This window comes from Actinoplanes sp. CA-015351, assembly GCF_050955685.1.
Taxonomy (GTDB): Bacteria; Actinomycetota; Actinomycetes; order Mycobacteriales; family Micromonosporaceae; genus Actinoplanes.
This window is the reverse complement of the sequence record NZ_CP192102.1, coordinates 4,655,464-4,682,307: the sequence shown is the minus strand read 5'-3', so window position 1 is coordinate 4,682,307 and position 26,844 is coordinate 4,655,464. Positions and strand designations below refer to the sequence as shown.

23 protein-coding genes and 2 riboswitches are annotated in these 26,844 nt (G+C 69.9%); of the genes, 15 read left to right on the top strand and 8 right to left on the bottom strand.

All coding sequences use genetic code 11. The annotated features are described in order from the left end of the window. Positions 1–81 precede the first annotated feature (81 nt). The 7 genes from ACQP2E_RS21740 (at position 82) to ACQP2E_RS21710 (ending at position 9,720) form a co-directional block, all read left to right on the top strand. Positions 82–3,366 (top strand): PAS domain S-box protein, encoded by a 3,285-nt coding sequence (locus tag ACQP2E_RS21740; protein ID WP_433824768.1) that lies wholly within the window; start codon positions 82–84, stop codon positions 3,364–3,366. 50 nt (positions 3,367–3,416) lie between these two features. Further along, a riboswitch (glycine riboswitch) is annotated at positions 3,417–3,512 on the top strand. A 4-nt stretch (positions 3,513–3,516) separates the two neighbouring features. Continuing rightward, a riboswitch (glycine riboswitch) is annotated at positions 3,517–3,600 on the top strand. A gap of 38 nt (positions 3,601–3,638) precedes the next feature. Continuing rightward, entirely contained in the window at positions 3,639–4,010 is a 372-nt protein-coding gene (gene gcvH, locus ACQP2E_RS21735; protein ID WP_433824767.1) for a glycine cleavage system protein GcvH, read from the top strand. After that, entirely contained in the window at positions 4,007–5,332 is a 1,326-nt protein-coding gene (locus ACQP2E_RS21730; RefSeq protein ID WP_433824766.1) for an L-serine ammonia-lyase, read from the top strand. The genes gcvH and ACQP2E_RS21730 overlap by 4 nt, the downstream gene beginning before the upstream one ends. 392 nt (positions 5,333–5,724) lie before the next feature. After that, positions 5,725–6,030, top strand: coding sequence for a MazG-like family protein (locus ACQP2E_RS21725; protein ID WP_433824765.1), 306 nt, complete (start codon positions 5,725–5,727; stop codon positions 6,028–6,030). Between the two features lie 954 nt (positions 6,031–6,984). After that, positions 6,985–8,670 (top strand): WD40 repeat domain-containing protein, encoded by a 1,686-nt coding sequence (locus ACQP2E_RS21720; protein ID WP_433824764.1) that lies wholly within the window; start codon positions 6,985–6,987, stop codon positions 8,668–8,670. 182 nt (positions 8,671–8,852) lie between these two features. Then, positions 8,853–9,221 carry a hypothetical protein gene (locus tag ACQP2E_RS21715; protein ID WP_433824763.1) on the top strand — a complete coding sequence of 123 codons (369 nt, stop codon included), beginning with the start codon at positions 8,853–8,855 and terminating at the stop codon, positions 9,219–9,221. A gap of 19 nt (positions 9,222–9,240) precedes the next feature. Beyond that, positions 9,241–9,720, top strand: coding sequence for an N-acetyltransferase family protein (locus tag ACQP2E_RS21710; RefSeq protein ID WP_433824762.1), 480 nt, complete (start codon positions 9,241–9,243; stop codon positions 9,718–9,720). Between the two features lie 88 nt (positions 9,721–9,808). On the opposite strand, the gene ACQP2E_RS21705 is transcribed toward ACQP2E_RS21710, so the two are convergent. Continuing rightward, entirely contained in the window at positions 9,809–10,477 is a 669-nt protein-coding gene (locus ACQP2E_RS21705; RefSeq protein WP_433824761.1) for a TetR/AcrR family transcriptional regulator, read from the bottom strand. A gap of 124 nt (positions 10,478–10,601) precedes the next feature. On the opposite strand from ACQP2E_RS21705, the gene ACQP2E_RS21700 reads away from it, so the two are divergent. Further along, positions 10,602–12,053 (top strand): MFS transporter, encoded by a 1,452-nt coding sequence (locus tag ACQP2E_RS21700; protein WP_433824760.1) that lies wholly within the window; start codon positions 10,602–10,604, stop codon positions 12,051–12,053. Between the two features lie 608 nt (positions 12,054–12,661). Here ACQP2E_RS21700 and ACQP2E_RS21695 read toward each other — a convergent pair. Genes ACQP2E_RS21695 through ACQP2E_RS21685 form a run of 3 tightly spaced genes read right to left on the bottom strand, consistent with a single transcriptional unit; the run spans position 12,662 to position 14,215 of the window. Continuing rightward, a complete protein-coding gene (locus ACQP2E_RS21695; protein ID WP_433824759.1) occupies positions 12,662–13,510 on the bottom strand; it encodes a TPM domain-containing protein in 849 nt (282 codons plus the stop codon). Between the two features lie 22 nt (positions 13,511–13,532). After that, positions 13,533–13,958 (bottom strand): hypothetical protein, encoded by a 426-nt coding sequence (locus tag ACQP2E_RS21690; protein ID WP_433824758.1) that lies wholly within the window; start codon positions 13,956–13,958, stop codon positions 13,533–13,535. Further along, the gene (locus ACQP2E_RS21685) at positions 13,955–14,215 is read right to left on the bottom strand and encodes a winged helix-turn-helix domain-containing protein (RefSeq protein WP_433824757.1); all 261 of its coding nucleotides are present in this window, start codon (positions 14,213–14,215) and stop codon (positions 13,955–13,957) included. Before ACQP2E_RS21685 ends, ACQP2E_RS21690 begins: the two co-directional genes overlap by 4 nt. Here ACQP2E_RS21685 and ACQP2E_RS21680 point away from each other — a divergent pair. Beyond that, positions 14,121–14,354 (top strand): pentapeptide repeat-containing protein, encoded by a 234-nt coding sequence (locus ACQP2E_RS21680; RefSeq protein WP_433824756.1) that lies wholly within the window; start codon positions 14,121–14,123, stop codon positions 14,352–14,354. The genes ACQP2E_RS21685 and ACQP2E_RS21680 overlap by 95 nt on opposite strands. Here the strand turns inward: ACQP2E_RS21680 and ACQP2E_RS21675 are convergent. Further along, positions 14,323–14,790: a hypothetical protein gene (locus ACQP2E_RS21675; protein ID WP_433824755.1), complete on the bottom strand. Its 468-nt coding sequence runs from the start codon at positions 14,788–14,790 to the stop codon at positions 14,323–14,325. The two genes, ACQP2E_RS21680 and ACQP2E_RS21675, sit on opposite strands and share 32 nt — an antisense overlap. A gap of 201 nt (positions 14,791–14,991) precedes the next feature. On the opposite strand from ACQP2E_RS21675, the gene ACQP2E_RS21670 reads away from it, so the two are divergent. Continuing rightward, the gene (locus ACQP2E_RS21670; RefSeq protein WP_433824754.1) at positions 14,992–18,066 is read left to right on the top strand and encodes a discoidin domain-containing protein; all 3,075 of its coding nucleotides are present in this window, start codon (positions 14,992–14,994) and stop codon (positions 18,064–18,066) included. 37 nt (positions 18,067–18,103) lie between these two features. On the opposite strand, the gene ACQP2E_RS21665 is transcribed toward ACQP2E_RS21670, so the two are convergent. After that, positions 18,104–19,534, bottom strand: coding sequence for an MFS transporter (locus tag ACQP2E_RS21665; RefSeq protein WP_433824753.1), 1,431 nt, complete (start codon positions 19,532–19,534; stop codon positions 18,104–18,106). 74 nt (positions 19,535–19,608) lie between these two features. Here ACQP2E_RS21665 and ACQP2E_RS21660 point away from each other — a divergent pair, with 74 nt between their 5' ends. From ACQP2E_RS21660 to ACQP2E_RS21640, 5 genes are all read left to right on the top strand, one after another. After that, complete coding sequence (locus ACQP2E_RS21660) at positions 19,609–20,166, top strand: TetR/AcrR family transcriptional regulator (RefSeq protein ID WP_433824752.1); 558 nt, start codon at positions 19,609–19,611, stop codon at positions 20,164–20,166. 90 nt (positions 20,167–20,256) lie between these two features. Beyond that, complete coding sequence (locus tag ACQP2E_RS21655; protein ID WP_433824751.1) at positions 20,257–20,712, top strand: lamin tail domain-containing protein; 456 nt, start codon at positions 20,257–20,259, stop codon at positions 20,710–20,712. 66 nt (positions 20,713–20,778) lie between these two features. Beyond that, positions 20,779–21,063, top strand: a complete 285-nt coding sequence (locus ACQP2E_RS21650) for a hypothetical protein (protein ID WP_433824750.1) — start codon at positions 20,779–20,781, stop codon at positions 21,061–21,063. Next, positions 21,063–22,946 carry a hypothetical protein gene (locus ACQP2E_RS21645; RefSeq protein WP_433824749.1) on the top strand — a complete coding sequence of 628 codons (1,884 nt, stop codon included), beginning with the start codon at positions 21,063–21,065 and terminating at the stop codon, positions 22,944–22,946. The genes ACQP2E_RS21650 and ACQP2E_RS21645 overlap by 1 nt, the downstream gene beginning before the upstream one ends. 542 nt (positions 22,947–23,488) lie before the next feature. Continuing rightward, a complete protein-coding gene (locus tag ACQP2E_RS21640) occupies positions 23,489–24,574 on the top strand; it encodes a LacI family DNA-binding transcriptional regulator (RefSeq protein WP_433824748.1) in 1,086 nt (361 codons plus the stop codon). Here the strand turns inward: ACQP2E_RS21640 and ACQP2E_RS21635 are convergent. Continuing rightward, positions 24,571–25,233, bottom strand: coding sequence for a DNA alkylation repair protein (locus ACQP2E_RS21635; RefSeq protein ID WP_433824747.1), 663 nt, complete (start codon positions 25,231–25,233; stop codon positions 24,571–24,573). The genes ACQP2E_RS21640 and ACQP2E_RS21635 overlap by 4 nt on opposite strands. Before the next feature lie 29 nt (positions 25,234–25,262). Beyond that, positions 25,263–26,804 carry a UxaA family hydrolase gene (locus ACQP2E_RS21630; RefSeq protein WP_433824746.1) on the bottom strand — a complete coding sequence of 514 codons (1,542 nt, stop codon included), beginning with the start codon at positions 26,802–26,804 and terminating at the stop codon, positions 25,263–25,265. Between the last annotated feature and the right edge of the window lie 40 nt (positions 26,805–26,844).

Below are 26,844 nucleotides of genomic sequence, written 5' to 3'. Positions count from 1 at the left end.
GAGCCGGTCGCCGTGGCTGCCTCATCCCCGCGGGATGGTTGGCGCCTCAGGATTGCCGGCGGGTTGCCGATCGGTGTGGCGATGAACGGCGTGTCTCTCCAGCCGAGCCGCATACCAGGGGCGGTTCTGGACCCTGCGCGGCTGGCAGCTGTCAAAGCGACCGGCCTGATCGACGGCGAGTCGCCGGTCCTGGACCGGATCACCGGTCTCGCGCAGCGCCTGGTCGGCGGCCGCGCCACGCTGGTGACGCTGGTGCAGGAGGAACGCCAGTGCTTCGTGAGCCAGGCCGGTCCGTCGGCGAGCCCGATGTTCCGGGAGACGCCGCTGTCGCACTCGTACTGCCAGTACGTGGTGGAGGCCGGCGCGCCCATGGTCGTACCGGATGCCCGGCAACATCCGCTGCTGCGGGACAACCCGGCGATCACCGAGCACAACGCGATCGCGTACCTGGGTGTGCCGTTGCGCTCGCCGGACGGGTTCGTCCTGGGCACGCTCTGCGCGGTCGACCGCGAGGTTCGGCTGTGGAGCGACGCGGACGTCGCGGTCATGGAGGACCTGGCTGCTGCCGCGACCGCCGAGATCGCCGCGCAGGTCGCCGTGCACGAGGCAGCCGAGTCCGCCGAGCTGATCCAGCAGATCCTCGGCAGCACCCTGGACGCGTTCGTCGCCACCGACCTGGGCGGCCGGATCACCGGCTGGAACCGGGCGGCCCAGGAGATGTTCGGCTGGAGTGAGCCGGAGGCGCTGGGTCAGAGCATGAACGAGCTGATCATCGCGTCGCAGCACCGGCGCGAATACGCCGGCTGGATGATGGCGGCGTCGTTCGAGACCGAGGTCGACCCGGCCGGCCGCCGGGTGGAGTTCCTGGGCCTGCAGCGCGGTGGCCGGCAGTTCCCGATCGAGCTGTCGCTGACCGCCCTGGACCGGCCCGGTGGGATGGCCGCGTACATGTTCGTCCGGGATCTGACCAGCGTGCGCCGCAGCGAGATGCTGCGCACCCTGGAGCATGCCGTGTCCGGTGCCCTGGCCACCTCGGAGAGCGTCGAGCAGGCGATCTCCCAGGTGGTGGCCGCCGTCGCGGACGGACTCGGCTGGCCCTACGTCGAGTACTGGCAGCTGGACGACGACGAGACCCATTTGGTACGCCTGGCCGTGGCCACCCGCGACCGCGAGGTGACCGCCCCGATGGAGGAGATCACCGAGTTCGCCCACGGCGAGGGGATCGTCGGGCAGGTCTGGGCCGACGCGGCCGCCCGCTGGATCCGGGATCTGCCCGGCACCGACCTGCCCCGGGCCGCCGCCGCCGAGCGCGCCGGATTGAACACGGCGGTGGCGGTGCCGGTCCGCAACGGCACCGACGTGGTCGGTGTGCTCACCGCGTTCGAACGCCGCCGCACCGAACCCGACCCCGAGCTGATGGCCGCCCTGGACACGGTCGCGGCGCACATCGGGCAGTACGTGCACCGCCGCCGCGCCGAGGAGCTGGAACTCGAGCTGGGCCGCGCCCGCAGCGAGTTCGACCGGGTCATCGCCAACCTGGACGACTTCCTCTGGACGGTACGCGTGGACGCACCCGGCCAGGTCGAGATGGTCTACGCCAGCCACGACAGCGCCGGCATCTTCGGCGGGATCGTGCCGACCGGCGAGGACCTGTCCGAGGTGACCACCGGGATGGTCGACCCGGAGGACCGGGCGTTGTTCGACGCCTTCGGGCAGGAGATCCTCTCCGGCCAGGCCGCTCAGGTGACCAACCGGGTGATCGGCGCCGACGGGGTGATCCGCTGGGTGTGGACCCGGGCGGTGCCCCGCAACGAGGGCGGGGTCTTCTACATCGACGGCGTGTGCAGCGACGTCACCGAGCGCCAGCACGACCAGGAGCAGCTGCGCCAGCAGGCCGAGCTGCTCGACCTCGCGCCGACCGCGGTGATCGTGAAGGACCTGGAGGACCGGATCACCTACTGGAACCGGGGCGCCCAGGCCACGTACGGATGGGACGCCGACGCCGCCCTCGGATGCCCGACCCACCGGCTGCTCGACACCCGGTTCCCGGTCCTGCGAACTCTCGTCGACACGGCGCTGTCCGAGACCGGTGAGTGGCACGGCGAACTGGACCACCTGCGCAGCGACGGCACCCGGATCACCGTGCTGTCGCACCAGGCCGTGCAGCGCGACCACGCCGACCACCCGATCGCGATCCTCGAAGTGAACATCGACGTCACCGCGCGCAAGGTCGCCGAGCGGCGGATGGCGGACAGCGAGAAACGGCTGCGCACCCAGTTCTCGCTCGCCACCGTCGGGCAGGCCACGATCGCCCTGGACGGTGCTTTCCAGCAGGTCAACCCGGCTCTGGCCGGGATGCTGGGCCGTTCGGTGGCGCTGCTGGAGTCGATGACGCTCGACGACATCACCCACCCGGACGAGCGGGCCGGCAACCACCGGGCGGCGGCCCGGCTCTTCACCCAGGACCTGCCGCTCGACCGGCACCTGCGGATGCTGCACGCGGACGGGCACATCGTCGACGCCGCGATGGGCATGTCCCTGGTCCGGGACAGCGACGGCCAGCCGGTCAGCTTCATCGCGGTGCTGCAGGACGTGACCGCCCGGCTCGCCGCCGAACGCGACCGGGACGCCGCGGCGGCCCAGCTCGCCGAGAGCAACGACGAGCTGCAGGACAGCAACAACCAGCTGGCCGACGCGAATGCCCTGAAACTCGACCTGATGGGCATGCTCTCGCATGAGATCGGCACTCCGCTGAACACCATCACGGCGTACGCCGAGCTGTTGCAGGGTGACCTCGACGGCGTGAAGCCGACGCATCGCAAGGCGGTCGAGGTGATCGCCCGGTCGGCACGCCGCCTGGAGATCCTCTGCGCCGAGATCCTCACCATGTGCACCCTGGACGCCGGGCAGATGAACGCGACCCCGGAGCCGGTGGAGATCCGCCCGGCGCTCGGCGAGATCCTCGCCGGGCTGGAGATCAGCCCGCCGGTGACCTGTGAGCCCGGCACGACCGTGCTGGTGCACCCGAGCCACCTGCAGCAGATCGTCACCAACTACTGCACCAACGCGGCCAAGTACGGCGGCGGGGTCACCGCGGTCACCGTCGAACGGCGGGGCGGGACCGTGGTGATCGGGGTGTGCGACGAGGGCGAGGGCATCGCCGAGGACCTGCGGCCGCACCTGTTCGACAGATACGTGCGAGCGGCCGGGATGAGCCCGTCGATCAAGGGCAACGGCCTGGGCCTCTACATCGTGAAAGGTCTCGCCGAGGCGAACGGCGGCACTGCCGGGTACGAGCCCGGGCCGGCCGGCGGGAGTGTTTTCACGCTGACCCTGCCCGCTGCCGGGCAGGGCCGCTCCGCTTGACGTGATCATGACGGCCCGGATAGCTTGCAGCCACAATTGAAGAAGCCGTTTCACTCGCAGCGGGAGAGCCCTCTTGATCTCCAAGAGGCGCCGAAGGAGCAACTTCTCCCTCAGAATCTCTCAGGCCCCCGTACCGCTGCGGGCAGGCGACTCTGGAAAGCCGGGTGCGAGACCCGCGCCGACGGTGCAAACCGCTGCTGTCCGGCGGTGAACCTCTCAGGCACCATGACAGAGCGAGGGAGGCCCCGACCTCAGTTCACCAGGAGCCTCCTTTGATCCCCCTCCACCTTCGTTACAGCCGCGACCACGAGTGGCTCACCGACGACGAGATCGCCACCGTCGGCATCACCGCGTTCGCCGCGGACGCGCTCGGCGACGTCGTGTTCGTCGACCTTCCGGAAGCCGGCACGATCACCACGGCCGGCCAGACATGTGGTGAGATCGAGTCCACCAAATCGGTCAGCGAGGTCTATGCGCCGGCCGATGGAGAGATCGTGGAAATCAACAGCGCGCTCGCCGGCGACCCGGGGCTGATCAACTCCGATCCGTACGGCGCAGGATGGCTCTACCGGGTGCGGGTCACCCGCGCCCCCGAGGTCCTCGACGCCGCGGGCTATGCCGCGCTGATCTCACCGGAGTCATGATCGTGGCCGTCTCCGTGTTCGACCTCTTCTCGATCGGTATCGGTCCGTCCAGCTCCCACACGGTCGGCCCGATGCGCGCGGCCCGGATGTTCGCCTCCTCTTTGAGCAGCATCGGCGGGACCACGACGGTGCGCGCCGAACTGTTTGGCTCGCTGGGCGCGACCGGTCACGGGCACGGCACGCCGAAGGCGGTGCTGCTCGGTCTGCAAGGGTTCGAACCGGAGACGGTCGACGTCACCCTCGACCCGTCCGCCGACGGCCTTCTCACACTGCCGCACGGCGCCGAGGCGGCCGTGGAGATGGTTCTGCACCGGCGTCGCTCGCTCGCCGAGCACCCCAACGGGATGGTTTTCACCGCGCTCGGCGCCGATGGCGCCGAGCTGCTCACCAAGCGATATTTTTCGGTCGGCGGCGGCTTCGTGGTGGGAGATCTCTTCTCTCCGGTACGGGGTTCCGCACCGGACCTGCCGCATCCGTTCTCCACGGGTGACCAGCTGCTCGCACTGACCCGGTCGACCGGCCTGTCGATCTCCCGCCTGATGCTGGACAACGAGTCCGTGCGGCGCCCCGCGTCCTCGGTTCACGACGGCCTGCTGCACATCTGGTCGGTCATGTCCGACTGCATCGACGCGGGCCTGGACGCCGAAGGGGTACTGCCCGGCGGGCTGAAGGTGCGACGCCGGGCAGCGTCGACGGCCCGTCAGCTGCGGGCGGCCGGAGACCCGGCCACACTCTCGATGGAGTGGCTCACCGCGTACGCCATGGCAGTGAATGAGCAGAATGCGGCCGGAGGCCGCGTGGTGACCGCGCCCACCAACGGCGCCGCGGGCATCATCCCGGCCGTGCTGCGCTATTACCTGGACTTCGTGCCGGGGGCCTCGGACGCCGGGATCGTCCGGTTCCTGCTCGCGGCCGGTGCGATCGGGCTGCTCTTCAAGGAGAACGCCTCGATCTCCGGTGCCGAGGTGGGCTGCCAGGGCGAGGTAGGTTCGGCGTGCGCGATGGCGGCGGCGGGGCTGGCCGAGGTGCTCGGCGGCACCCCGGAGCAGGTGGAGAACGCCGCCGAGATCGGCATGGAACACAACCTGGGCCTGACCTGCGACCCAGTCGGCGGGCTGGTGCAGATCCCGTGCATCGAGCGCAACGGGATGGCCGCGGTGAAGGCGGTCACGGCGGCCCGGATGGCGTTGCGGGGCGACGGCCGGCACCACGTCTCCCTCGACAAGGTCATCAAAACGATGAAGGAGACGGGCGCCGACATGAAGGTGAAGTACAAGGAGACCGCCCGGGGAGGCCTCGCCGTCAACGTCATCGAGTGCTGACCCCAGCCCCGCCCCCGCCCAGTCCCGCCCCCGCCCAGTCCCGCCCCCGCCCAGTCCCGCCGCCGGCTGCACGTCAAGGCGGCCGGCTGTACGTCAGGGCGGCCGGCTGTACGTGGTGGTCGCCGTGGGTGACAGCCGGGGGCCGTGGTGTGCAGCCGCTCTCGGCCGGCTGTACGTGGTGGTCGCTGTGGTGTTCAGCCGGCTGGAGTGTCGGATCGGCTGGTCAGCACGCGGCGGGCGGTGCCGGGACCGACGGCGGCCGCCGGAACCGACGGCGGCCGCCCGTGGCCCGTGGCCCGTGGCTCGTGGCTCGTGGCTCGTGGCTCGTGGCTCGTGGCTCGTGGCCCGGGGCCCGGCGATCGGGGCCGGCGCTGGGCCGCCAGAATCGCCGTATGAACATCTGGACCGAGGCCAAGCGCTGGCGTGCCCACCTCGACGAACGCAACGGCACGTCCGAACTCGAACAGACCCTGCGAATCCTCAAACTCACCGAGGAGTCCGGCGAGGCGGCTCAGGCGTGGATCGGCCTGCTCGGCCAGAACCCCCGCAAAGGCGTCACCCACACCCGCGAACAGGTGATCGGCGAGCTGGCTGACGTCGTCTTCACCGCGCTGGTAGCCCTGGAAAGCATCGGTGCCGACGCCGAAGAAGCAGTGCAGGCCTGCGCGAAGAAGGCCGCCGGCTACCTGCCGCAGTAGTCCCACCCGCCGTTATCGAGTGAGGACAAGCCGCCGGCAGCCGGCCTCCCTCGCCGGGAATCCAGGACCCACCGTGTGCCCTAGACCCGCTCCCGCCCGCCCACCCGCCCTGCCCCGCCCGCCCGCCCCGCCCGCCCCGCCCGCCCTGCGCGCCCGGCGTTGATAGCGAACCTCGAGGAGATCTAGTGAGTTTGTGGCTGCCGTGGCGGCGCACACTCACAAGATCTCGGGCAGGCGCCGCGGGCGGTGATGTTCCGGCGGGCTGTTCTCCGCGACCTTGTGAGTTTGTGGTCGGTGGGACGGCGCAAGCTCACGACTTCGCTCTGCTCCCGGCTGACCGCCTCAAGGCCGAGCGGCACCCGGCTGCCTGGCCGCCTGGCTGCCTGGCCGCCTGGCCGGCTCGTGCTCGTGGCCGTGCGGCGGCCGGGGAAGCGACCGTGAGCGCGAGCCGGGCTGGGGTGGCTTGTGCTCGAGGTCGTTTCGGGGGCGCGATGGCGACCGTGAGCGCGAGCCGGGCGCTCGGACACGACAGCGCAGCTCCGAGTGTGAGCGCGCTGGTCGGGCCCGCTCCGGCGCACCGAGTGCGGGCGCGTCGGAGCGGGCCCGACCAGCGCGCCGAATGTGGGCCGGCTGGCCGGATCGTGGAGCGCCGCCCTCCGAGCGCCGCCCTCCGAGCGTCGACCCCGGATCTTGGAAGCGCTGCCCTCGACGCTGGTGCTGGTCGCGGTGGTAGAGCGCCGCCTGCGGTGGTAGAGCTGGCTGCCGTGGTTGGTCGGCCGCTAGCCGGTATCTGGGTGTGCGACGCCGGTGGCATGGGTGCGCACGCAGCCTGTTTGAGCAGGGTGTTTGCTCTCCGGGATGGCACTGTGGACGGATGGGAGCGTGCACACGCCGGGCTCAAGATCGACAATCCGCTCTCGTCCCGACCGGATCTGGCGGCTTAGAGTGACGGCCATGTCTTGCCTGACAGTGCTTGAGGCCGGCGGGCCGCACGCGATCGTTGTGCGTGGTCCGGCGCTGGACGTCATCGACCTGGTGGCCGGTGTGTCGGCGGGCACCATTCCGACCGGGCTCGCCGGGATCGAGGCGGTGGCCGCAGCCGAGCTCGACGGACGACCGATCGCGATCTGTGTGGCGAACGAGCGGCTGCACGTGTTCGACCTGGCGTCCGGCGCCGGCGTGGATATCACGTTCGCCGGGACCGCGCCTCAGGTGATCACCGCCGGGGTGCTGGCGGGACGGCCGACTCTGATCGGCGGGGCCGGTACCGAACTGCGCCGCTGGGACATCGCCACCGGCGCGGAGGTGGGCGGTCCACTTGCCGTGCACCGGGCTCAGATCAGCGCTCTCGCGCTGGCCGGGGACTCGATCGTGGTCAGCGCCGATGTCGACGGGGTGATCCACCAGTCCGACCTGACCTCGGGTGAGGAGGCCGGTGCACCGATCGACCGGCCCGGCGAGCTTGTCGCCTCGATCGCCGCCGCCGAGATCGACGGCAAGATCATTATTGTCACCACCGACGGTCGTAAGGCCATTCTCCCGGCCGGCTCGCTCGACGAGGTGGACGCCCTCGCCGCCACCGTGCTTCACGGTCGTCCGGTTCTGGTCACCCACGGGCTCGACGAGTCGGTGCGTACCCATGAGCTTCCGGACGGCGCGCCGATCGGCACGCCCTGGGCCGACGAGACGGTCTCGATCACCACGGTGGCGGTCGGCCACGCCGGCGGGCGTCCGTTCGTGATCAGTGGCGACGGCGACGGTGCGCTGCGCCGCTGGGATCTGACCACCCTCACCCCGGCGGGCGACAAGATCAACGGCCACACCTCCTGGGTACGCGCGATCGCCACCACCGAGCTCGACGGACGGACGGTGGCCGTGACCGCCGGGGACCGTTCGCTGCGGACCTGGGACCTCGCCACCGGCGCCCCGGCCGGCGATCCGATCGACACCAGGTATCCGGCCACTGTGCTCGCCGCCGCGGACTGGCAGGAACGGACCATCGCGGTCTGTCTGCACGGCGACGGGCGTACCCGGGCATGGGACCTGGCGACCGGCGAGCTTGCCGCCGGTCCGTTGGACGAGTGGGCAGGAGCTCGGGCATTCTCGCAGGTGGGCGAGGTGATCTATGCGGTCACCGAGGACCATCCCTACGACGAGGCGACGGGGGAGTACGACGCCGGCGAGATCGCGCTGCGGGCGTGGGACCTCGCCGAGGGCAACGTCATCGGTACGCCGATGGCCGGCGGAGGCGCCGGCGGCAGCGTGACGTGGCCGCCGGTGACGGTCGCGCGCGTCGACGGGCGGATGGTGGTGATCTCCGGCGCGGGCCGCGACGGCGAGCTGCGGGTGTGGGACATGGCGGCCGGGGAGCTGATATTCCGGCGGGCCGGCCACGACGGGCAGCTCACGGCGGTGGCCGCGACCGTGCACGAAGGACGACTCGTCGTCGTGACCGGCGGCGAGGACGGAACGGTGCGGATCTGGGACGGCGAGGCCGGGGTACGCCTGACCGGCCACACCGGGCGGATCACCTCGGTGGCGATCGACGGCATCCAGGTGGTCAGCGGGTCCGAGGACGGCACCGTGCGGGTGTGGGATCTGCTGACCGGCGACCTGAAGGCCCGGCTCAGGGCGCGATGACCGGTCAGCGGCGGGGAGCACGTGCCGCACGTCGAGGCCAGCCGTGCGGCGTTCGAGAAGGACCGGAGCTAGCAGGAACCTTTGTGTTGCTGTGGATCAGCTGTCGAAGCCGAAAGCCCGTCCCGGCGCGACCGACTGGACCGGCGTAAGCAACAGGCACCGCTTCGAACAGGAGAAACACCATGGCTTCGATCAGCACCGCGTACGCCGACGCCCGTACCGACCTCCTCACGGCGCAGCAGCAGCTCGCCGCCGACAAGGCCGCGAAGGCGGACACGAAGACCATCACCGAGGATGAGAAGGCGGTCGCGAAGAGCCAGAAGGCCGTGGCGGAGGCCCAGCAGGCCGCTCGGGAGGAGGCCGCTCAGGAGGTCGCTCGGGAGGCCGCTCGGGAGGCTGCCAAGTCCGAGCGGCTCAGCCAAGCTCTCGCCTCCGACCCGGCCGACGTACGGAAGGCGAGCGCGTCACAGCTGGTCAGCCTGCTTCAGGAGAAGGGCGTCGACCCGCGTCAGATGCTGCGCAGCGGCGACCTTTTCGACCTGGCGGTCTGACCGGCTAGCCTTGGTGATCATGAAGATCAGAGATGCGGTGGCGGCCGACTGGGACCAGATCTGGCCGTTCTGGCGGACGATCGTGGCGGCCGGTGAGACGTACACCTGGGATCGTGAGACGACCGAAGCCGGCGCCCGCGCGCTCTGGATGAGTCCGGCGGCCCGGGTTTTCGTCGTCGAGGACGACGGTCGTGTGGTCGCGTCGGCGTATGTGAAGCCGAACTACGGCGGCCCGGCGGCGAGGGTCGCGAACGCCGGATTCATGGTCGACCCGGCGTTCGGCGGGCGGGGGATCGGGCGTCGGCTGGCCGAGCATGTCCTGGCCGAGGCGCCGGAGGACGGTTATCGGGCGATGGTATTCAATGCCGTGGTCGAGACGAATCCGGCCGTGAAGCTCTGGTTGTCGTTCGGGTTCGCGATCGTCGGGACGATTCCGGGCGCGTTCGAGCATCCGGTGCACGGGCCGGTCGGTCTGCACGTGATGCACCGAGCCTTCTAGAGGTCGCTGATCCCGGCTTTCAGAGGTCGCTGATCCCGGCTTTCAGAGGTCGCTGATCCCGGCTTTCAGAGGTCGCTGATCCCGGCTTTCAGAGGTCGCTCACCCCGGTCAGGATCAGGTTGATCCCGTCCAGGAACTGGGCGCGGTCGTCGTGGTCGCGCAGCTGGCCGGCGATGTCGTGCAGGAACGGGAACTGCCGCGGGTCCAGGCTCCGCCATGCCGCCGCGTGGGTCTCCAGGATCTCGGCCCGATCGGTGCCCGGCGGGTGCATGCGGGCGTTCGCGGCGTTCTGCCGCGCCGCACCCAGGATGTAGATCATCAACGCGGACGCCGAGGTGAACTGCGCCCCGGCCGGTACGCCCATCGCCTGGATCTGCTGCCCGATGCGCTCGCAGATCTGCAGCGTCACGCCCTGCCACGGCCCGCGGGAGAGCTGCTCGCCGAGCCACGGGTGCTCGTCGATCGCGTCGAACATGATGAGCGCGATGGCGCGGATCACGTCCTTCGGCGGGCCGACTGCCGCTTCGGCCGTCATGCGGCTGGTCAGGGCGGCGTTCGTGGCGGCGGCCAGGAGTTCGTCCTTGTTCGCCACGTGCCAGTAGATCGCGCCGGGCCCGGTCTGCAGCCGCGCGCTGAGCGCCCGGAACGTCAGACCGCTCTCGCCCGCCTCGTCCAGCATCGCGACAGCGGATTCGACGATGCGTACCTTGGATAGCGCGTCGTCGCGCCGATCTGTGTTCCGCGTCCGGGTGGCCATGAACCCATCTTGACATGTCTGGAACGGTGTTCCAAGCTAGGAGTCATGGAACGGTGTTCCAGTGATTCGCCCGGTAAGTCCGCCGGACGATCGTGTCCGGTGTCGTTTGCGGGAGGTCAAGATCATGAGTGCCACTGTTCTGGAGGCGCGCGAGAAAGCGCCCGCCACGTCGCTGTGGGCCGTCTGGCCCGCGATTCTGGGGCTGTCCGTCGTCTTCCTCGTGGAGATGCTAGACAACTCCGTGCTGAGCGTCGCGCTGCCGACCATCGCCCGCGAGCTGCACGCCACCGCGTCCGACCTGCAGTGGATCACCTCCGGGTACTCCCTGCTGTTCGGCGGCCTGATGATCGCCTTCGGCGCGATCGCCGATCGCTACGGAACCCGGCGGATGATGCTGATCGGGCTCAGCCTGTTCGCCCTCGCCAGCCTCGCCGTGCTTTTCGTTCGTACGCCCGGTGAGCTGATCGCCGTCCGTGCCGCCATCGGCATCACCGCCGCGATGACCGCGCCCGGCACGATGGCCCTCTGCTTCCGGCTGTTCGACCAGGAGAACCTGCTGATGCGGGCCACCTCCTTCATCGCCACTGTCGGCCTCGTCGGGATGGCGATCGGACCGACCGTCGGCGGCCTGGTCCTGCAGGTCCTGCCGTGGCAGACGCTGCTGGTGATGAACGTGCCGATCGCGGTGCTCGCGTTCTTCTGCATCCGCCGCGGCATCCCGGCCGACAACCCGGCGCAGCGCAACACCACCCCGCTCGACCTGTTCGGCGCGATGCTCGGCACGACCACGCTGCTGCTCACGCTCTGGACCGCCACCCTCGCCGTCGAGGACGGCTGGGGTCACGCCGCGCCGTGGCTGTCCGCGGCCGGCGCCATCGCCAGCGCTGTCGCCTTCGTGGTCCGGGAGCGCCGTACCGCCCACCCGATCTTCGACTTCGCCCTGATCAAGCGGCCGGCGGTGTCGGCGAGTCTGGCGTACGAGGCCGCGATGGGCCTGGGCATGGCCGCCATCGCGTACAGCGTCTCGCTTCAGCTGCAGCTCGTCTGGGGCTGGTCGCCGGCGCAGGCCGCGCTCGGCAACCTCCCGCAGGTGGTCGTCCTCATCGCGATCGGCCCGTTCGTCGAGAAGATCGCCGACAAGCTCGGCACCCAGCGCGCCGGCGCGCTCGGCGCGGCCTCGGTCGTGGCCGGCCTGCTCGTCTACGCCCTGCTGGGACGGTACGACTACGTGTTCATCGCGATCGCGCTGGCACTGACCGCGGCCGGCATGCGGGTGGTCGCCACGATCGCCGGGGTAACCGTGATGCGGGGGCTGCCGGAGGACCAGACGTCGACCGGGGCGGCGCTCAGCGACACCAGCCAGGAGGTCGCCGGCAGCGTCGGCATGGCGGTGACCGGGACCATCGTGGCGGCGGCGATCGCAGGGTCGCTGACGAGTATCGGTGGCAGTGCGGCGGCGGCGCACGAATTCGAGAACGCGGTGACGACGGCGACGCTGGTGCTGACCGCGATCTGCGCGGCGCTGGTGATCTGGGCGGCCCGCCGCAGCACGAAGGTGGAGGAAGTCGCCGCGTGAGCCCTCTCCGATGACGAAAGGCGGCACCCCCGGCGGGGGTGCCGCCGCCTGCTGCGACCAAGCCCAAGTGTCAGCTCAGCGTGTTGATTTAGGGTGCAATTCCAACCTGAAATCAACACGAACAGCCGCTTCCACGGCGTGCGTGTGGACATTGGGTGCGGATCGCACCCTAAATCAACACACTGGACTGCAAGTCGTCACACTGGGCTGCGGGCGTGCGGGCGTGCGGGCGTTCCGGCGGCGACGGGCGAAACGGGCTGGGTGTTGGGCGCGGCGGTGGAACTTGTGGGTTTCGGGTCGGTCCAGTGGCGCAACCGCACACCGTTGACGGCTCGGCGAATTGACCAGCAGGGTCAGTGCTGTCGAATCGCCGGCGAGGCAGCGCTGGGAGCCAGCTGAAGCAGCCGCGGCGTGGGTCAGGTCGCACAGAACGTCGCCGTGCACCCGTGGCTCGCTTCCGTCGTTCTTGGATCTTGTGAGTCAATGCCGCTGTCGCAGCCACAAACTCACAAGGTCAGTCCATGTGATCGACGAGGCACGGTTCTGATCTCGCGCGGGCGTGGCTGTTTCTGGTCACCAGCCTCTTCTGGTCACCAGCCTTTCTCTGGTCACCAGCCTCCGGACGAGCCGCCGCCGTCCGAGGAACCGCCGCCGAAGCTGGAGCCGCTGCTGGTGCTCGACGAGGAGGACGAGTCGTAGCCGACGTAGGTGCCGGTCGCCGCGCCGGTGTGGTAAGCGCCCGACGAACCCGGCCCGCGCTTGCCGCGGCCGGTGGCCCAGCCGATCAGACCGAGGAGGCCGACGGCGATCACTCCGAACACGATGATCGGGAGGAGGCTCCGGCTCTCCGGCTGCGGGGGCTGGAAATCGGTGTCCTGCCCGAGGAGGGCACTCTCCGCACCGTCACTCCCCGCACCGTCACTCCCCGCACCGGTGCCGGTCAGATCGGCCAGGGCGTTGCCGGGCTCCACCGGGTGGCCGAGGGTGCGCCGCACTTCGTCCAGCCCGTTGAGAATGCCGGCCGAGTAGTTCTCGGCCGTCAAACGCGGTGTGATCACGGTGTCGATGATCGTGGCGGCGGTGGCGTCGTCCAGGCGTTGCGCCATGCCACGGCCGGTCTCCAGGCGTACCCGATGGTCTTCGACCGCGACGACTAGCAGAATCCCGTTGTCCGCGCCGGCCTTGCCCACGCCCCAGTCGTTGAAGAGCCCGGTGCTCCAGGTCTCGATGGAGGCGTCGCCGGTGGTCGGCACCACCGCCACCGCGATCTCGTCGGAGGTGGCGGCCTCGTCCTCGCGCAGGATCGCGGTGATCTGGTCGCAGAGCCCGCCGAGCACACCTGCCTCATCCACACACCAGCCATCCGCGGCCGGGAACGCCGGAGCCGCGAGGGCCGGTGCCGGCAGTGCGACGGCCAGGGCGACAGAGCCGACGATGAATGCGAGGCGTGCTCTCATGCCGTCAATGTGAGGGACCGTGTCAAGAATGCTTCTTGCGGATCCTTTCGATGAGAGCGGCGGCCTTCCGGGCGTCCGCGAGGGCGGCACGCTGGACGAACGCCAGACTCTGGCTGTTCACCATCAGCGCGGTCGGGCGGTATTCCTGGAGGTCGTGGTCGCGGACCCACAACCCCTGGTCGTCGTGGCCGGCTCTGGCGACTTCGCGCCACTGCAGCACGACGGTACGGAACAGGTTGATCAGGACCAGGCGGTCCGCGTACACATCGATGCGAAGGACCCACAAGCGCGCGCCGGACGCCAGGGTGAGGGCCGAGCCCGTCAGGGCGAGGGGCAGAACCCAGCCGCCCTCGTCGATGCCGCCACCGGTGAGCGCGGCGCCCAGGCCGCCGAACAGGATGATCTGGACCACGCGCAGCCAGAGGGGTGGGCGGAACGTGGTGATCACGGCTGGGGGAGCACCGCCAGACCGGCCCGGGCGACGATCTCCTGCAGCGCCGCCACGTGCCCGGCGAAGGCCTCGTGGCCCTGTGGCGTGAGCCGCGCCGACGTGCGCGGACGCTTGCCCACGAAGCTCTTGCGGATCTCCACATAACCGGCCTCCTCCAGGGTGGTCAGCTGTTTGGACAGCGCCGAGTCGGACAGGTCCGCGCTGTCGCGCAGGAACCGGAAGTCGGCCCAGTCCGTCGCGGCCAGCAGACTCACCAAGGACAGTCGGGTGGGAGCGTGGATAAGTTCATCGAACTTGCCCGAGGCGAACTTGTCCGAGGCGAACTTGTCCGAGGCGGACTTGTCCGAGGCGAAAGTGCCCATCAGGAACCCGCCAGCGGCCGCGCCAGCATGATCCGGCGCAGGTGGGACATCAGGGCCGGGCCGCCGACGGCAAGGCCGAGCGCGACCGGCACGCACCCGAGGGTGGCCGGGAACGGCACCCCGAGCGCTTCCAGGGCGAACCCGAGCCCGATGCCGGCGGCGACCAGCACCAGGGTGAACCCGGCGATGGCGAGCCCGCCGCGCAAGCCGAGCAGGCCGGTGCGGACCTGGACGCGGGCGTGCCGGACCATCGCGATGATCAGGGCGCAGATGCCCAGGGCGTAAACGATCGAGCCGGTGGCGACGATCCAGGTCACGCCGGACTCGACGGCGGCGACGAAGGCCACCATCAGCGCGGCGATGCTGAACCAGAACCAGCGGGGCACGAGGTTCGTGTCGACGACCTGGGCGCGGCGCAACTGGATCTCGGCGAGGGCGAGTTCGGCGTCGATGGGCGGGACACTCATGACTTCCTCCTCGGGAACGTACTTTCCTACCAGGAAAGTAGCAGCCACTTTCCACATGGGAAAGTGCCGAATTGGCGTCATCCGCAAGAAACACAATTGAAATCAACTGATCGCCTGCCGGCCATGTTGTCATCCGACTTCGGTTACCAGCCTCGGGGGAGGACGGCAGTGGCCGGTCGGCGTACTATTTCCATTTTGGTCGTGTTTTTGCTGGTCACCACCCTCTTAGGAGTGGTCGGCGGTTCGCCGGCGCACGCCGCCGTGTTGCCTGCCGGGTTCCGGGAGCAGACTGTTCTGTCCGGGCTCGACCTTCCGATGAACGTCGAGTTCGCCCCCGACGGGCGGATCTTCGTGGCCGAGAAAGCCGGCCGGATCAAGGTTTTCGACTCGATCGCCGACACCACGCCGACGATCTTCGCCGACCTGAGCGTCAACGTGCACAGCCAGAACGACCGGGGCATGCTCGGCCTCGCCCTGCACCCGGATTTCCCGGTGGTGCCGTACGTCTACGTGCTCTACACCTACGACGCCCCGCCCGGGCAGACCGCGCCGGTCTGGAACGACAACTGCTCAGCGGTCGGCGGGGCGAACGGCGGTCGCTGCATCGTCACCGCCCGGCTGTCCCGGCTGACGGCCGGCGGCAACGTGATGACCGGCGCCGAGACGGTGCTGCTGCACGACTGGTGCCAGCAGTACCCGTCGCACTCCATCGGCGACCTGCACTTCGGCCCGGACGGCATGCTCTACCTCAGCGCCGGCGACGGGGCCAGCTACAACGTCGTCGACTACGGCCAGCTCGGCAACCCGATCAACCCGTGCGCCGACCCGCCGGGCGGCACGATGACCGCGCCGACCGCACAGGGCGGAGCGCTGCGCTCGCAGGACGTGCGGACCGGCGGCGACCCGACCGGCCTCGACGGCGCGATCCTGCGCCTCGACCCGGCGACCGGCGCGGCCGCGCCCGGAAACCCCGCCATCGGGTCGGCCGACCCGAACACGCAGCGGATCGTCGCGTACGGGATGCGCAACCCGTACCGCTTCGCCCTGCGTCCCGGCACCAGCGAACTCTGGGCCGGCGACGTCGGCTGGAACACCTGGGAAGAGGTGAACCGGCTGCCGGACGTCGCGACGGTCCGCAACCTGGGCTGGCCGTGCTTCGAGGGCACGGTCCGCCAGGGCGGGTACGACGGCGCGAACCTCGACCTCTGCGAGAGCCTGTACACCGCCGGCGGGCAGACGGCGCCGCATTACGCGTACCAGCACTCCGGCCAGGTGGTGGCTGGTGAGGCGTGCCCGACCGGCGGGTCCAGCATCTCCGGGATGGCGTTCTACCCCACGGCCGACGGCGATTACCCGGCGCAATATCGGGGTGCGCTCTTCTTCGCCGATTACACCCGGGACTGCATCTGGGCCATGCTGCCGTCGGCCGAGGGCGGCGCGCCGGACTCCGGGAACCGGCTCACCTTCGTCTCCGCCGCGTCCAACCCGGTCGACCTGGCGATCGGGCCCGGTGGCGAGCTGTATTACGCCGACGCGGGCGGCACGGTCAAGCGGATCCGGTACTTCGCGGGCAACCAGCCGCCGAACGCGGTTCTCGAAGCCTCGCCGACCACCGGGGAGGCGCCGCTCACCGTCAACTTCGACGCCCGGGCGTCGAGCGACCCGGACGAGGCAGACGCCGGCCTGCTCACGTACGAATGGGACTTCACCAACGACGGGACCGTGGACTCGCGGAACGCCACGGCCACGTACACCTATCCGTCGAGCGGCGGGCCGTTCACCGCACGGCTGCGCGTCGCCGACACCCTGGACGCGGCGGACACCCAGACCGTGCAGATCCAGGCCGGCAACAGCCCACCGGTCGCGACGATCGCCACCCCGGCCGCCGGTACCACGTTCGCCGTCGGGCAGACCATGACGTTCAGCGGCGGCGCCACCGATCCGAACCAGGGGACACTGCCCGCGTCGGCGCTGCGCTGGCGGCTGCTGCAGTACCACTGCTACACGGCGGACAACTGCCACATCCACACCGCGCAGGAATGGAACGGCGTGGCCGGCGCCTCGTTCCCGGCGCCCGACCACGAGTACCCGTCCTATCTGGAACTCGTGCTCACCGCCACCGACGCGGGCGGGCTGTCGTCCACGACGACGCGGCGCCTTGATCCGCGTACGGTGAATCTGACCTTTGCCGGCAACCCTCCGGGCACCCAGATCGCGTTCGGCGGCGCCGCGCAGACGACGCCGTTCACCAGGACGGTCATCCAGGGCTCGGCGAACACGGTCAGCGGCATCACCCCGCAGACCTCCGGCGGTGCCGGACAGGTCTTCGCCGCCTGGTCGGACGGCGGCGGGCAGACCCACACGATCATCGCGCCGGCGGCGAACACCACATACACCGCCACTTTCGTACGCCAAAGGCTCGTCCAGTCGCAGATCACCGTGCGCCGTGTCGACTCGCAGGAGGCCACCGAGCCGTCCCGCAACGTCCTCGACGGCAACGCCGCCACGTTCTGGCATTCGGCGTACTCCGGCAACCCGGACCCGCCGCACCCGCACGAGATCGATCTTGATCTGCGGGGCATCTACGACGTGACCGGACTGGTCTATCGCGGCCGCGCCGACGTGGCCAACGGGCGGATCGGCCGGTACGAGGTCTATCTGTCGCTCGACGGCACCACCTGGGGCAGCGCCGTCGCCACCGGCACGTTCGCGAACAACGCGGACGAGCAGACCGCGGTGATCGCGCCGAAGAGCGCCCGGTACATCCGGCTGCGCGCGCTCTCCGAGGTCAACAGCCGGGCCTGGACGTCGATCGCCGAACTCAACGTGACGGTCTACCCGAGGCTGCCGCGCATCGCCACCACGGTCCGATCCGTCGACAGCCAGGAGACCACCAGCACGAACGCACGCGGCACCAACGTCCTGGACAACAACCTGGCGACGTATTGGCACACGGCGTACTCCGGCAACCCGGACCCGCCGCACCCGCACGAGATCCAGCTCGACCTCGGCCGGAACATGACCGTCAGCTGCGTCTACCAGCGCCCCCGGCAGGACCATGTCAACGGCCGGATCGCCCGCTACGAGGTCTACACGTCCACCGACGGCAGCACCTGGGGCACACCCGCAGCCGCCGGCACCTGGCCGAATGTGATCGGCGAACAGAACGCCTGCTTCACCGCCCGCACCGCCCGTTACGTCCGCCTGCGAGCGCTGTCGGAGGCCAACGGCGGCCCGTGGACGAGCATCTCCGAGATGCGCGTGGCGGCCCGGTGACGTCCGGGTCCGCACCGCTCACCGGCGCCGACCCGCCTCACACCTCGACCGGGCTCAGCTCGGGCAGTACCTCAGGCACCGGCGACACCGCCCGCCGAGCGGCCGGCACCAGCAAAGCCACCCCGAACGCCGCCGCGCTCGCGCCCGCCAGCAGCAGGAACGCCGTCGTGTACCCCGCCTCGGCCGGTAACCCACTCGGCTGCAGGTGACCGGTGACGACAGTGCTGACCACCGCCGTGCCCAGCGAGGCTCCGATCGTACGAATGTTGGTGTTCATTCCGCTGGCAGCGCCGGTCTGGTGGGCCGGAACACTCGACACGATCAAATTGATCATTGAGGAGTAGATGAGCCCGAGTCCGATTCCGAACACCCCGGCCGCCACCGCGACGGTCCACTTCTCGGAGTGCGCGAGCGCCAGCGACAGGCACGCCGCCGTACCCATCGCCGAACCCCACAACAGCTGCGCCTTGTTGCTCACCCACCGGGCCAGGGGCCCACTGAGCGACCCGAACACCGCCATCGAGACCAGCATCGGCAGCATCAGCAGGCCGGCGCCGGTCACGGTCGCGCCGAACCCGTACCCAGTGGAAGCCGGCACCTGCAGCAACTGCGGCAGAAAGGCGAAGACCCCGAACATCGCGGCCCCGAAAAGCAGTGCGACCAGGTTGGTGGTCCAGACCGCCGGCAGCCGCATCATCCGCATGTCGATCAGCGGCTCCGCGGAGCGCAGCTCAGCCACCAGCCAGGCAGAGACAACAACAACTGCCAGGACCAAAAGCCCGAGGGTACGCCCGGACGACCATCCCCAGGTCCGTCCCATGCTCAGCGGCAGCAGCAGGGCGACGAGCCAGCCGGCCAGCAGGGTGGCGGAGAGCCAGTTGATCCGGCCCTGGCCGTGCCGTGGCGAGACCGGGATGACCCGCCACGCGACGACGGCGACGATCGTGACGACAGCCATCGGGATCCAGAACAGCCAGCGCCAGTCGAGCACGCCGACGATCGGTCCGGCCAGCACGATGCCGAGGCCACTGCCGGTGGCGATGACCGCGGCGAGCACGCCGATCATCGAGCCGACCCGGGCCGGGGGGAACTCGTCGCGGACGATGCCGAACGAGATCGGGAAGACGGCGCCGCCGAGACCCTGCAGCACCCGGGCGGCGATCAGCACGCCGATGTTCGGGGCGAGCGCGGCGGCCAGGCAGCCGAGCGCGATGGCGGCGAGCGCGACGAGCAGGGTGCGGTCCTTGCCGATGGTGTCGGCGATGCGGCCCATCAGCGGGGTGGCGACGGACGCGGCGAGCAGCCAGGCGGTGAGCACCCAGGTGACCGATCCGGTGCTGGTGTGCAGATCCTGCTGGATGGTCGGCAGCACCGGGGTGACCAGTGACTGCATGAGCGAGAAGGCGGCAGCCGCCGCGGCCAGCACCGCGAAGGTCACCCTCGGGGATGGCTGGTAAAGTCGAGGCATGCCTCCAGATTAGCGGAGGTGTGCCTCCGGTTAGCAACCGGTTTTCCATCCCCGGGGATGTGAGGAGCCTCACCATGGACGGTCCGGTCACCCTGCGCCGCCCGCAGCGCGCCGACGCCCGCCGCAACTACGACGCGCTGATCGCCGCCGCCCGCGACGCGTTCGCCGAGAAGGGCGCCGACGCCTCCCTCGAGGACATCGCGAAACGCGCCGGAGTCGGCATCGGCACGCTGTACCGCAACTTCCCGGCTCGCCAGGACCTCTTCGAAGCGGTCTACGTCGAGGAGATCAACCAGCTCGCCGCGGCGGCCGAGGCCGCCGCGTCTCTCCCGCCGTGGGAGGCCTTACGGGTCTGGCTCCAGCGCTTTGTTGCGTACGCCGTGACGAAGCGCGCCATCATCGACCTGCTCAACCGGGACTCGGAGATGTTCCGGTCCTGCCGGGTCGTGATGTACGCGGCCGGTGAGCCCCTGTTCGCCCGCGCCCAGCAGTCCGGCGAGGTCCGCGCCGACGCCAGCTTCGACGACGTCCTGCGCCTGGTCTCCGGCCTGACCTCAGCCGCTTTCGTCGACGACGCCCAGCGCGACCGCGTCCTCCACTTCGCGCTGGACGGCATCCGCGCCACCGGCTGACTTTTCCAGCCGAAGGGGCTACTCGCGGTGCGTGAACTGCCGCCCGCTGTTCGGCAGGATCCTGGGTCTCCACCGAAAGGATCCTTTTCCATGCGTAGATTGCTCGGCACCATGGCCGCCCTCGCCGTCGCCCTCGGCGGGACCCTCGCCGCGGCGAGCCCGGCCCAGGCGGCGCCGACGCTCCGTTTCCACACCGCTTTCTACGACTCGCCCGGCAAGGACACCCGCAGCAACAAGTCCCGCAACGCCGAGTGGATCTCGCTGGTCAACACCGGCAAGAAGGCGGTCAACCTCAAGGGCTGGTCGATCAAGGAGAAGGGCGGCCGGGTCTACACGTTCGGCGCCGTCAGCATCCCGGCCAAGGGCGGCAAGATCTACCTGCACACCGGCAACGGCACCGACACCAAGAAGCACGTCTACTGGAACAGCGGCAACTACATCTGGAACAACACCGGCGACAAGGCGACCCTGCGCAAGCCCAGCAAGAAGGCGTACGACACCTGCTCGTGGACCAACAAGAAGGGCCGCAGCAAGATCGCCTGCTGATTATCTGAACCTTTCTCCCACCGTGCGGTGTACACCCGAGCATCCGCACGGTGGGGAGGAAGAATCATGGCTGATCGTCTGACCGTCGACCTGGTACTGCTCGAATCGATTTCCGACCGGCTCCGTCGCTCCGGCGAGGCGCTGCGTGCCGCCGGCGCGGGCAGGCTGCGCGCCGCCCCGGACGCCGGCGAGGCAACCCCGATCTTCGCCGAGCTGCTCGCGCAGCTCTCCGAGAGCTCCACCGGCCTGGCGGCCGGGCTCCACGACGCGGGCATGCGTGTCTCCGAGGCCGGCCAGACGTACGCGTACGAGGACACCGCCGCCGGACAGAGGATCAGCGAGGTGTTGTGATGCCCATCGACACCCGCCTCGACGGCGACCCGGGCCAGATCTTCGAGTCCGCCGGATGGCTCCGCGACCAGCTGGCCTTCGACGTCCGCGCGAGCGCCGAAACCCTGCGCAGCGTGGGCGCCGACGCGACCACGAGCTGGCGGGGCTCCGGCGGAGCGGCCTTCAGCACCCGCATGTCCCGAGCCGGCACCCTGGCCTCAGCCCTGCACGGCGAGATCCAGTCGACAGCAGGCGCGTTCAACACTTTCGGCCGGCACCTGGCGATGGCCCAGAGCCGGATGGCATCGGCGCGCGAGACGGCGGCAGCAGGCGGCCTCCCGGTCTACGGCATGCTGATCAATGAACCGCTGAACCCGTCGTCCCCGGACTACCCCCGCCAGGTAGCCGCCTACCAGTCCGCGGCGGCCCAGGCCACAGACGCCCGAGCGGAGATGGCCGCCGCGATCCAGGCAGTCCGGGCCAGACAGGCGGCGGCGGCAGGCGTACCGGTGATCCGCCCTTCCGACGTAGCCAACCCAGGCGCGACAGGCGCCGCGGCGGGTGGTCTGGCCGCGGGCGTGGCGGGTGGTCTGGCCGCGGGTGCCGGGGGAGTGCTCGGCGGCGCGGCGGGTGGTCTTGCTGCAGGCTTGGCTGGTGCTGGTGCTGGTGCTGGTGGAGCGCTCGGTTCTGCCGCCGGCGGTCTCGCCGAGGGCTTGGCCGGCGGGGTCAGCGGTGCGGCAGGTGGGACAGGTGCCGGACTCGGTGCGGCTGCCGGTGGTCTGGCCGCAGGTCTGAGCGGGGCTGCCGGTACTGGAGGCGCGGTCGGAGCAGCAGCCGGTGACCTGGCCGTCGGCGTCAGCGGCGCTGCGGCGGGCACCGGCTTGGGCGCGGCCGCCGGAGGCCTTGCCGCAGGCATTAGCGGCTCTGCAGGCGCAGTTGCAGGTGCGGGTGGAGGTGCGGGTGCAGGTACCGGTGTTGGCGGTGCTGCCCGTGACGTCGCAGCTGGAGTAAGCGGTGCCGCCACGGGTGTTGCCGGAGGACCTGGTGCCGGAGGGGCCGTCGGCGCGGCCGCCGGTGGAATCGCGGGTGGCGTCAGCGAAGCGGCCGAGCCCGGTGCCGGGTTCGAAACCGACGCGACGCTCAGGCCGAATGGCGAAGCCTCTTCCGACACGCTCAGGCCGAATGGCGAAGCCTCCTCCGACGCACTCAAGCCGAACGACGAGGCCCGGGCCGAAGCGCGCGACTCCAACCGCGACGGCTCATCCACCCCGGCGACGCCGAACAAGCCGACCGAGGGTGACGCGGCGCAGCTCACACCGAACAAGTCCACGGAGAGTGAGTCGACACCGAACAAGGCTGGCGAGGGCGACGCCGTGCAGGCCACCCCGAACAAGCCGGCGGAGGGCGGGCCGAGCCAGCCGTCCAACGGGACGATCAGTGAGAACCCCGCCCAGCCTTCGAACGCCGGCGCCCAGGACAGTGGTGACCGTTCCTCGAACGATGCCACCAGCCATTCCCCGGCGCCGACGCCGACGCCGAACAGCGACTCGGCGCAGGCCGGACAGCGCGACGACGCGAACGGCAGCCTGAAGGAAAATTCCGGCACGCCCGCGAACTCCACCAAGCCGGCCGAGGACGCCAACGCCGGAAACGCCGAGCATGCGCGCGGTTCCGCCAGCGACAACCCGGACACTCCGACAGGCACGAACAAACCGTCCGAGGACAACAGCCCCAGCCCTGGCGGCAACGCCAACGGCGCAGCCAAGGACAACAGTGCCGACACCCGCGGCGAGGCCAACGGCGCTGTCAAGGACAACGCCGACAACTCACCCAGTTCGAACAAGCCGACAGCCGAGGCCCCGAGCAACTCCCAGGAGAAAGCCCGCGCCTCGCTCAACAACTGAGCACCAAGTCGCCGATCTTGAGCCTTTGACCACACCCGTATGCAGCCAAAGGTCCAAGATCGACGACACCCCCTCCAGCCGCCCCGGATCTTGAGCGATTTTCTACCGCGGAGGGGCCGGAATCGCTCAAGATCCAGAGCGCGACCATTGAGAGCGCGACCATCCAGAGCGCGACCCACGTGTGGCGGCACCCCCAGCCGGCCGCCGCTGCTCCACGCGAGATCTTGAGCGACTTTCACCCCTCCGCGGTAGACAATCGCTCAAGATCGCCCGGCGCCCGGCAACTGGCGACGACCGCCAGCAACAAGCGCCAGCAACAAGCGCCAGCAACAGGCGCCAGCAACAAGCGCCAGCAACAAGCGCCAGCAACAAGCGCCAGGTTTCTTCCTAGAGTCCTAGGATGCCGAACGGGTTGTGACACGCAACGCCAGCGCGGGCCGCGCCGACCACGGAACCCGCCAACCCCACTTGCAAACGTATGCAGAGAATTCCCACGCCGTGTCACAACCGGGCCGGCTGCCGCTATGCTGGCGGCCAGCCTGATGAGGGAGACGAACCCGGTGCGCACGACCGTGCACGATGTCGCGGATGCCGCCGGTGTGTCGGTGTCCACCGTCTCGCGGGCACTTACCGGCGGCAGTGTCAGCCCCGCCACCCGCGCCACCGTCATGGCCGCCGCCGAGCGACTCGGTTACCGGCCGAACCGTACCGCCAGAGGGCTCATCACCGGCCGGACCGGGAACTACGGGCTGATCGTTCCGGATCTGCAGAACCCGTTCTTCGCGGACATCGCCAAAGGCATCAGCGCCCGGGCTCGCGCTGTCGACTGTGGTGTCTTCATCACCGACACCGACGAGGATGTGTCGGCCGAGCTGGAAGCCCTTGCCACGCTCGGCAGGAACACCGACGGCGTGCTGCTCTGCTCGCCGCGTGCGACCGACGCCGAGCTGGCAGAGGCCGCTGATCCGGACTCGACGGTTCTCGTGCACCGCCAGGTTCCCGGGATGCTGTCGATCTCGGCGGACATCGCGGCCGGCACCCGGCAGGCGATCGACCATCTGCGGGCACTGGGCCACCGGCGGATCGCGTTCCTGGCCGGCCCGGACGAATCCTGGGCGAGCGCTCAACGCCTGACCACCCTGGCGGAATACGACAAAACGCTGGCGAACGAAGAACCAGAGAACGGCAAACCAGAGAACGGCAAACCAGAGAACGGCAAACCGGATGAACCCGGCGTCGAGATACTCCGGTTCGGGTCGGTGGCGCCGACCTTCGAGGGCGGCGTCCTCGCCGGTGACCTGGTGCTGGCGAGTCCGGCGACCGCGGTGCTCGCCTACAACGACCTGGTGGCGATGGGCCTGCTGCACCGGCTGGCGGCCCGGGGTGTGCCGGTGCCGGAGCGGATGAGCGTTGTCGGCTACGACGACATCAGCCTCGCCGCGATGAGCCATCCGCCGCTGACCACGGTCGCGGTCCCGAAAGGCCGGGCGGGTGCGGCCGCGCTCGAACTGCTTCTCCGCCGGGTGGGCGGTGCCGGAAAGCCGGCCACGACGGTACGCGAACGCGAGGTCACCCTCCCGACCGGCTTAGTCGTTCGTGCGTCGTCGGGCCTGGCTCCAGCGGTTTAAACGGCAGCCTGCCGCCGGACCATCTCGTTGATCCAGGTCGGGGCGAACGGTGACGTGCACCCCGGCGCGGTCGGGTAGTCCACCAGCACCTGCAGGCGCTCGCCGATCTCCAGGGCGCGCGCCCGCCGCCCGGCGTCGGAGATCCCGATCTGGGCGAGGCAGTGGTTCATCGCCCATTGCAGCCGGTCCGGCGCGTCCTTCATCGAGGCTTCGATGATGTCGAGCAGCCCGTCCAGATCCAGGTCCCCAGGAACCCGTGCCGTGGTCAGGGCCCAGCCAGCACTCGCCACGACCGGGTCCGGGTCGGCGAACCAGGCCACCCGCAGCTCCTCGGCGTGCGGGCTCTTCCTGACGATGTAGTTCACCAGCCAGTCGTGCACCTTCGGAGCACGCGCCGACCGCAGCATCGCGTCCAGCGAGTCACGCGAATACCCTTTCGGCCTGCTGATCAGGATCGCCAGTAGCCGGGCCGCGGTGTCGTCGGTCGCCCAGAGCGCAACAGCCAGGTCCTGCTGTGTCTTGAGCTGCTTGGCGAGGGCGCGCAACTTGCCGAGGTTCACCCCGTGGTCGTCGCCGTGGCGCTCGTTCACGGCGCGCACCTTCGGATCGTCGAGCGCCGCGAGCTGGGTCATCACCCCGGCCACCGTTGTCGAAGTCACCCGAGCATCGTAAAGAGCCGAAGAGGAGATCAGGTCACGGCACCCAGCTGCCACGGGATGAACTCGTCGCGGCCCAGGTCCAGGTCCTCGCTGACGGTCATCCGGCCGGACGCGACGGCGAGGATCTCCTCGAAGATCCGGTCACCGATCTCCGCGACGGTTGCGTCTCCCGTGGCGATCGGCCCGGCGTTCAGGTCCATGTCGTCGCGCATCCGCTCGTACATCGTGGTGTTGGTCGCGACCTTGAGCGTCGGCACCGGCTTGCTGCCGAGGACCGAGCCGCGTCCGGTGGTGAAGCAGACGACGGTGGCGCCGCCGGCGACCAGGCCGGTGACCGAGACCGGGTCGTACCCGGGGGTGTCCATGAAGGTGAAGCCGGCGGCGGTGATGCGTTCGGCGTATTCGTAGACGGCGGTGAGCTCGGCGGTTCCGCCTTTGGCGACGGCGCCGAGGGATTTTTCCAGGATGGTGGTGAGGCCGCCGGCCTTGTTGCCCGGTGACGGGTTGTTGTCCAGGGTGCCGCCGCCGGCCGCGACGTATTTCTGCCACCACGCGATGCGGTCCAGCAGCCTGTGGCCCACGGCGGAGCTGACCGCGCGGCGGGTGAGCAGGTGTTCGGCGCCGAACACCTCGGGGGTTTCGGCCAGAACGGTGGTGGCGCCCTGGGCGACGAGCAGGTCGGAGGCGTGGCCGAGGGCCGGGTTCGCGGTGATGCCGGAGTATCCGTCGGAGCCGCCGCAGTTCAGCCCGAGGATCAGGCGGGAGGCGGGCACGGTGGTGCGGCGGCGCTGGTCGAGCTGTTCGATCAGTTCGCGTACGGCGGTGACTCCGGCGCGGACGGTGGCGCGTACCCCTCCCTGATCTTGGATGGTCAGCTGAGAAACCAGAGTGTCGGCCGGCGCGGGCAGGTCGTGTAACAACGCGTCGACGGCGAGCATCTCGCAGCCGAGGCCGATGGCGAGCACCGCGCCGACGTTGGGGTGGGCGGCGTATCCGCGCAGCGTGCGCCGCAGGATCTGGCCGCCCTCGCTGGACGGGACCATGCCGCAGCCGGAGTCGTGGGTCAGCGCGACGACGCCGTCGACGTGCGGCCAGGCGTCCATGACCGGGCCGCGGAACTGGTCGGCGATCATGCGAGCGGTGGACGCGGAGCAGTTCACGGAGGTGACGATGCCGACGTAGTTGCGCGTGCCGACAGCGCCTCCGACGCGTTCAAACCCTTCGAACGTACGCGTGACCGAAGCCCTCGGCACGGTGACGCGGCCGGTGCCGAACTCGTACGCCGGGCGGACCGTGTCCATGGCGAGGTTGTGGCTGTGCACGTGCTCACCGGCTCGTACCGCGGTGGTGGTCCGTCCGATCGTCTGGCCGTACTTGTGAACGGGCGTATCCGCGGGCATATCCCGTACACACAGCTTGTGGCCTTGGGGGATCGCCGCGGTGACGTCGACGGTGAGGGTGCCGTGCGTCAGTTTCAAGCCCGGCGGCAGGTCGCGCAGGGCGACCGCGACGTGGTCGTCGGGGTGCAGCAGCAGCGCGTGGTCGGCGAGCGGGGCGCCTGTTCCGGGCACGGTTTACCACCCTTCCGCGATGGTGGAATTTGTGGGAACG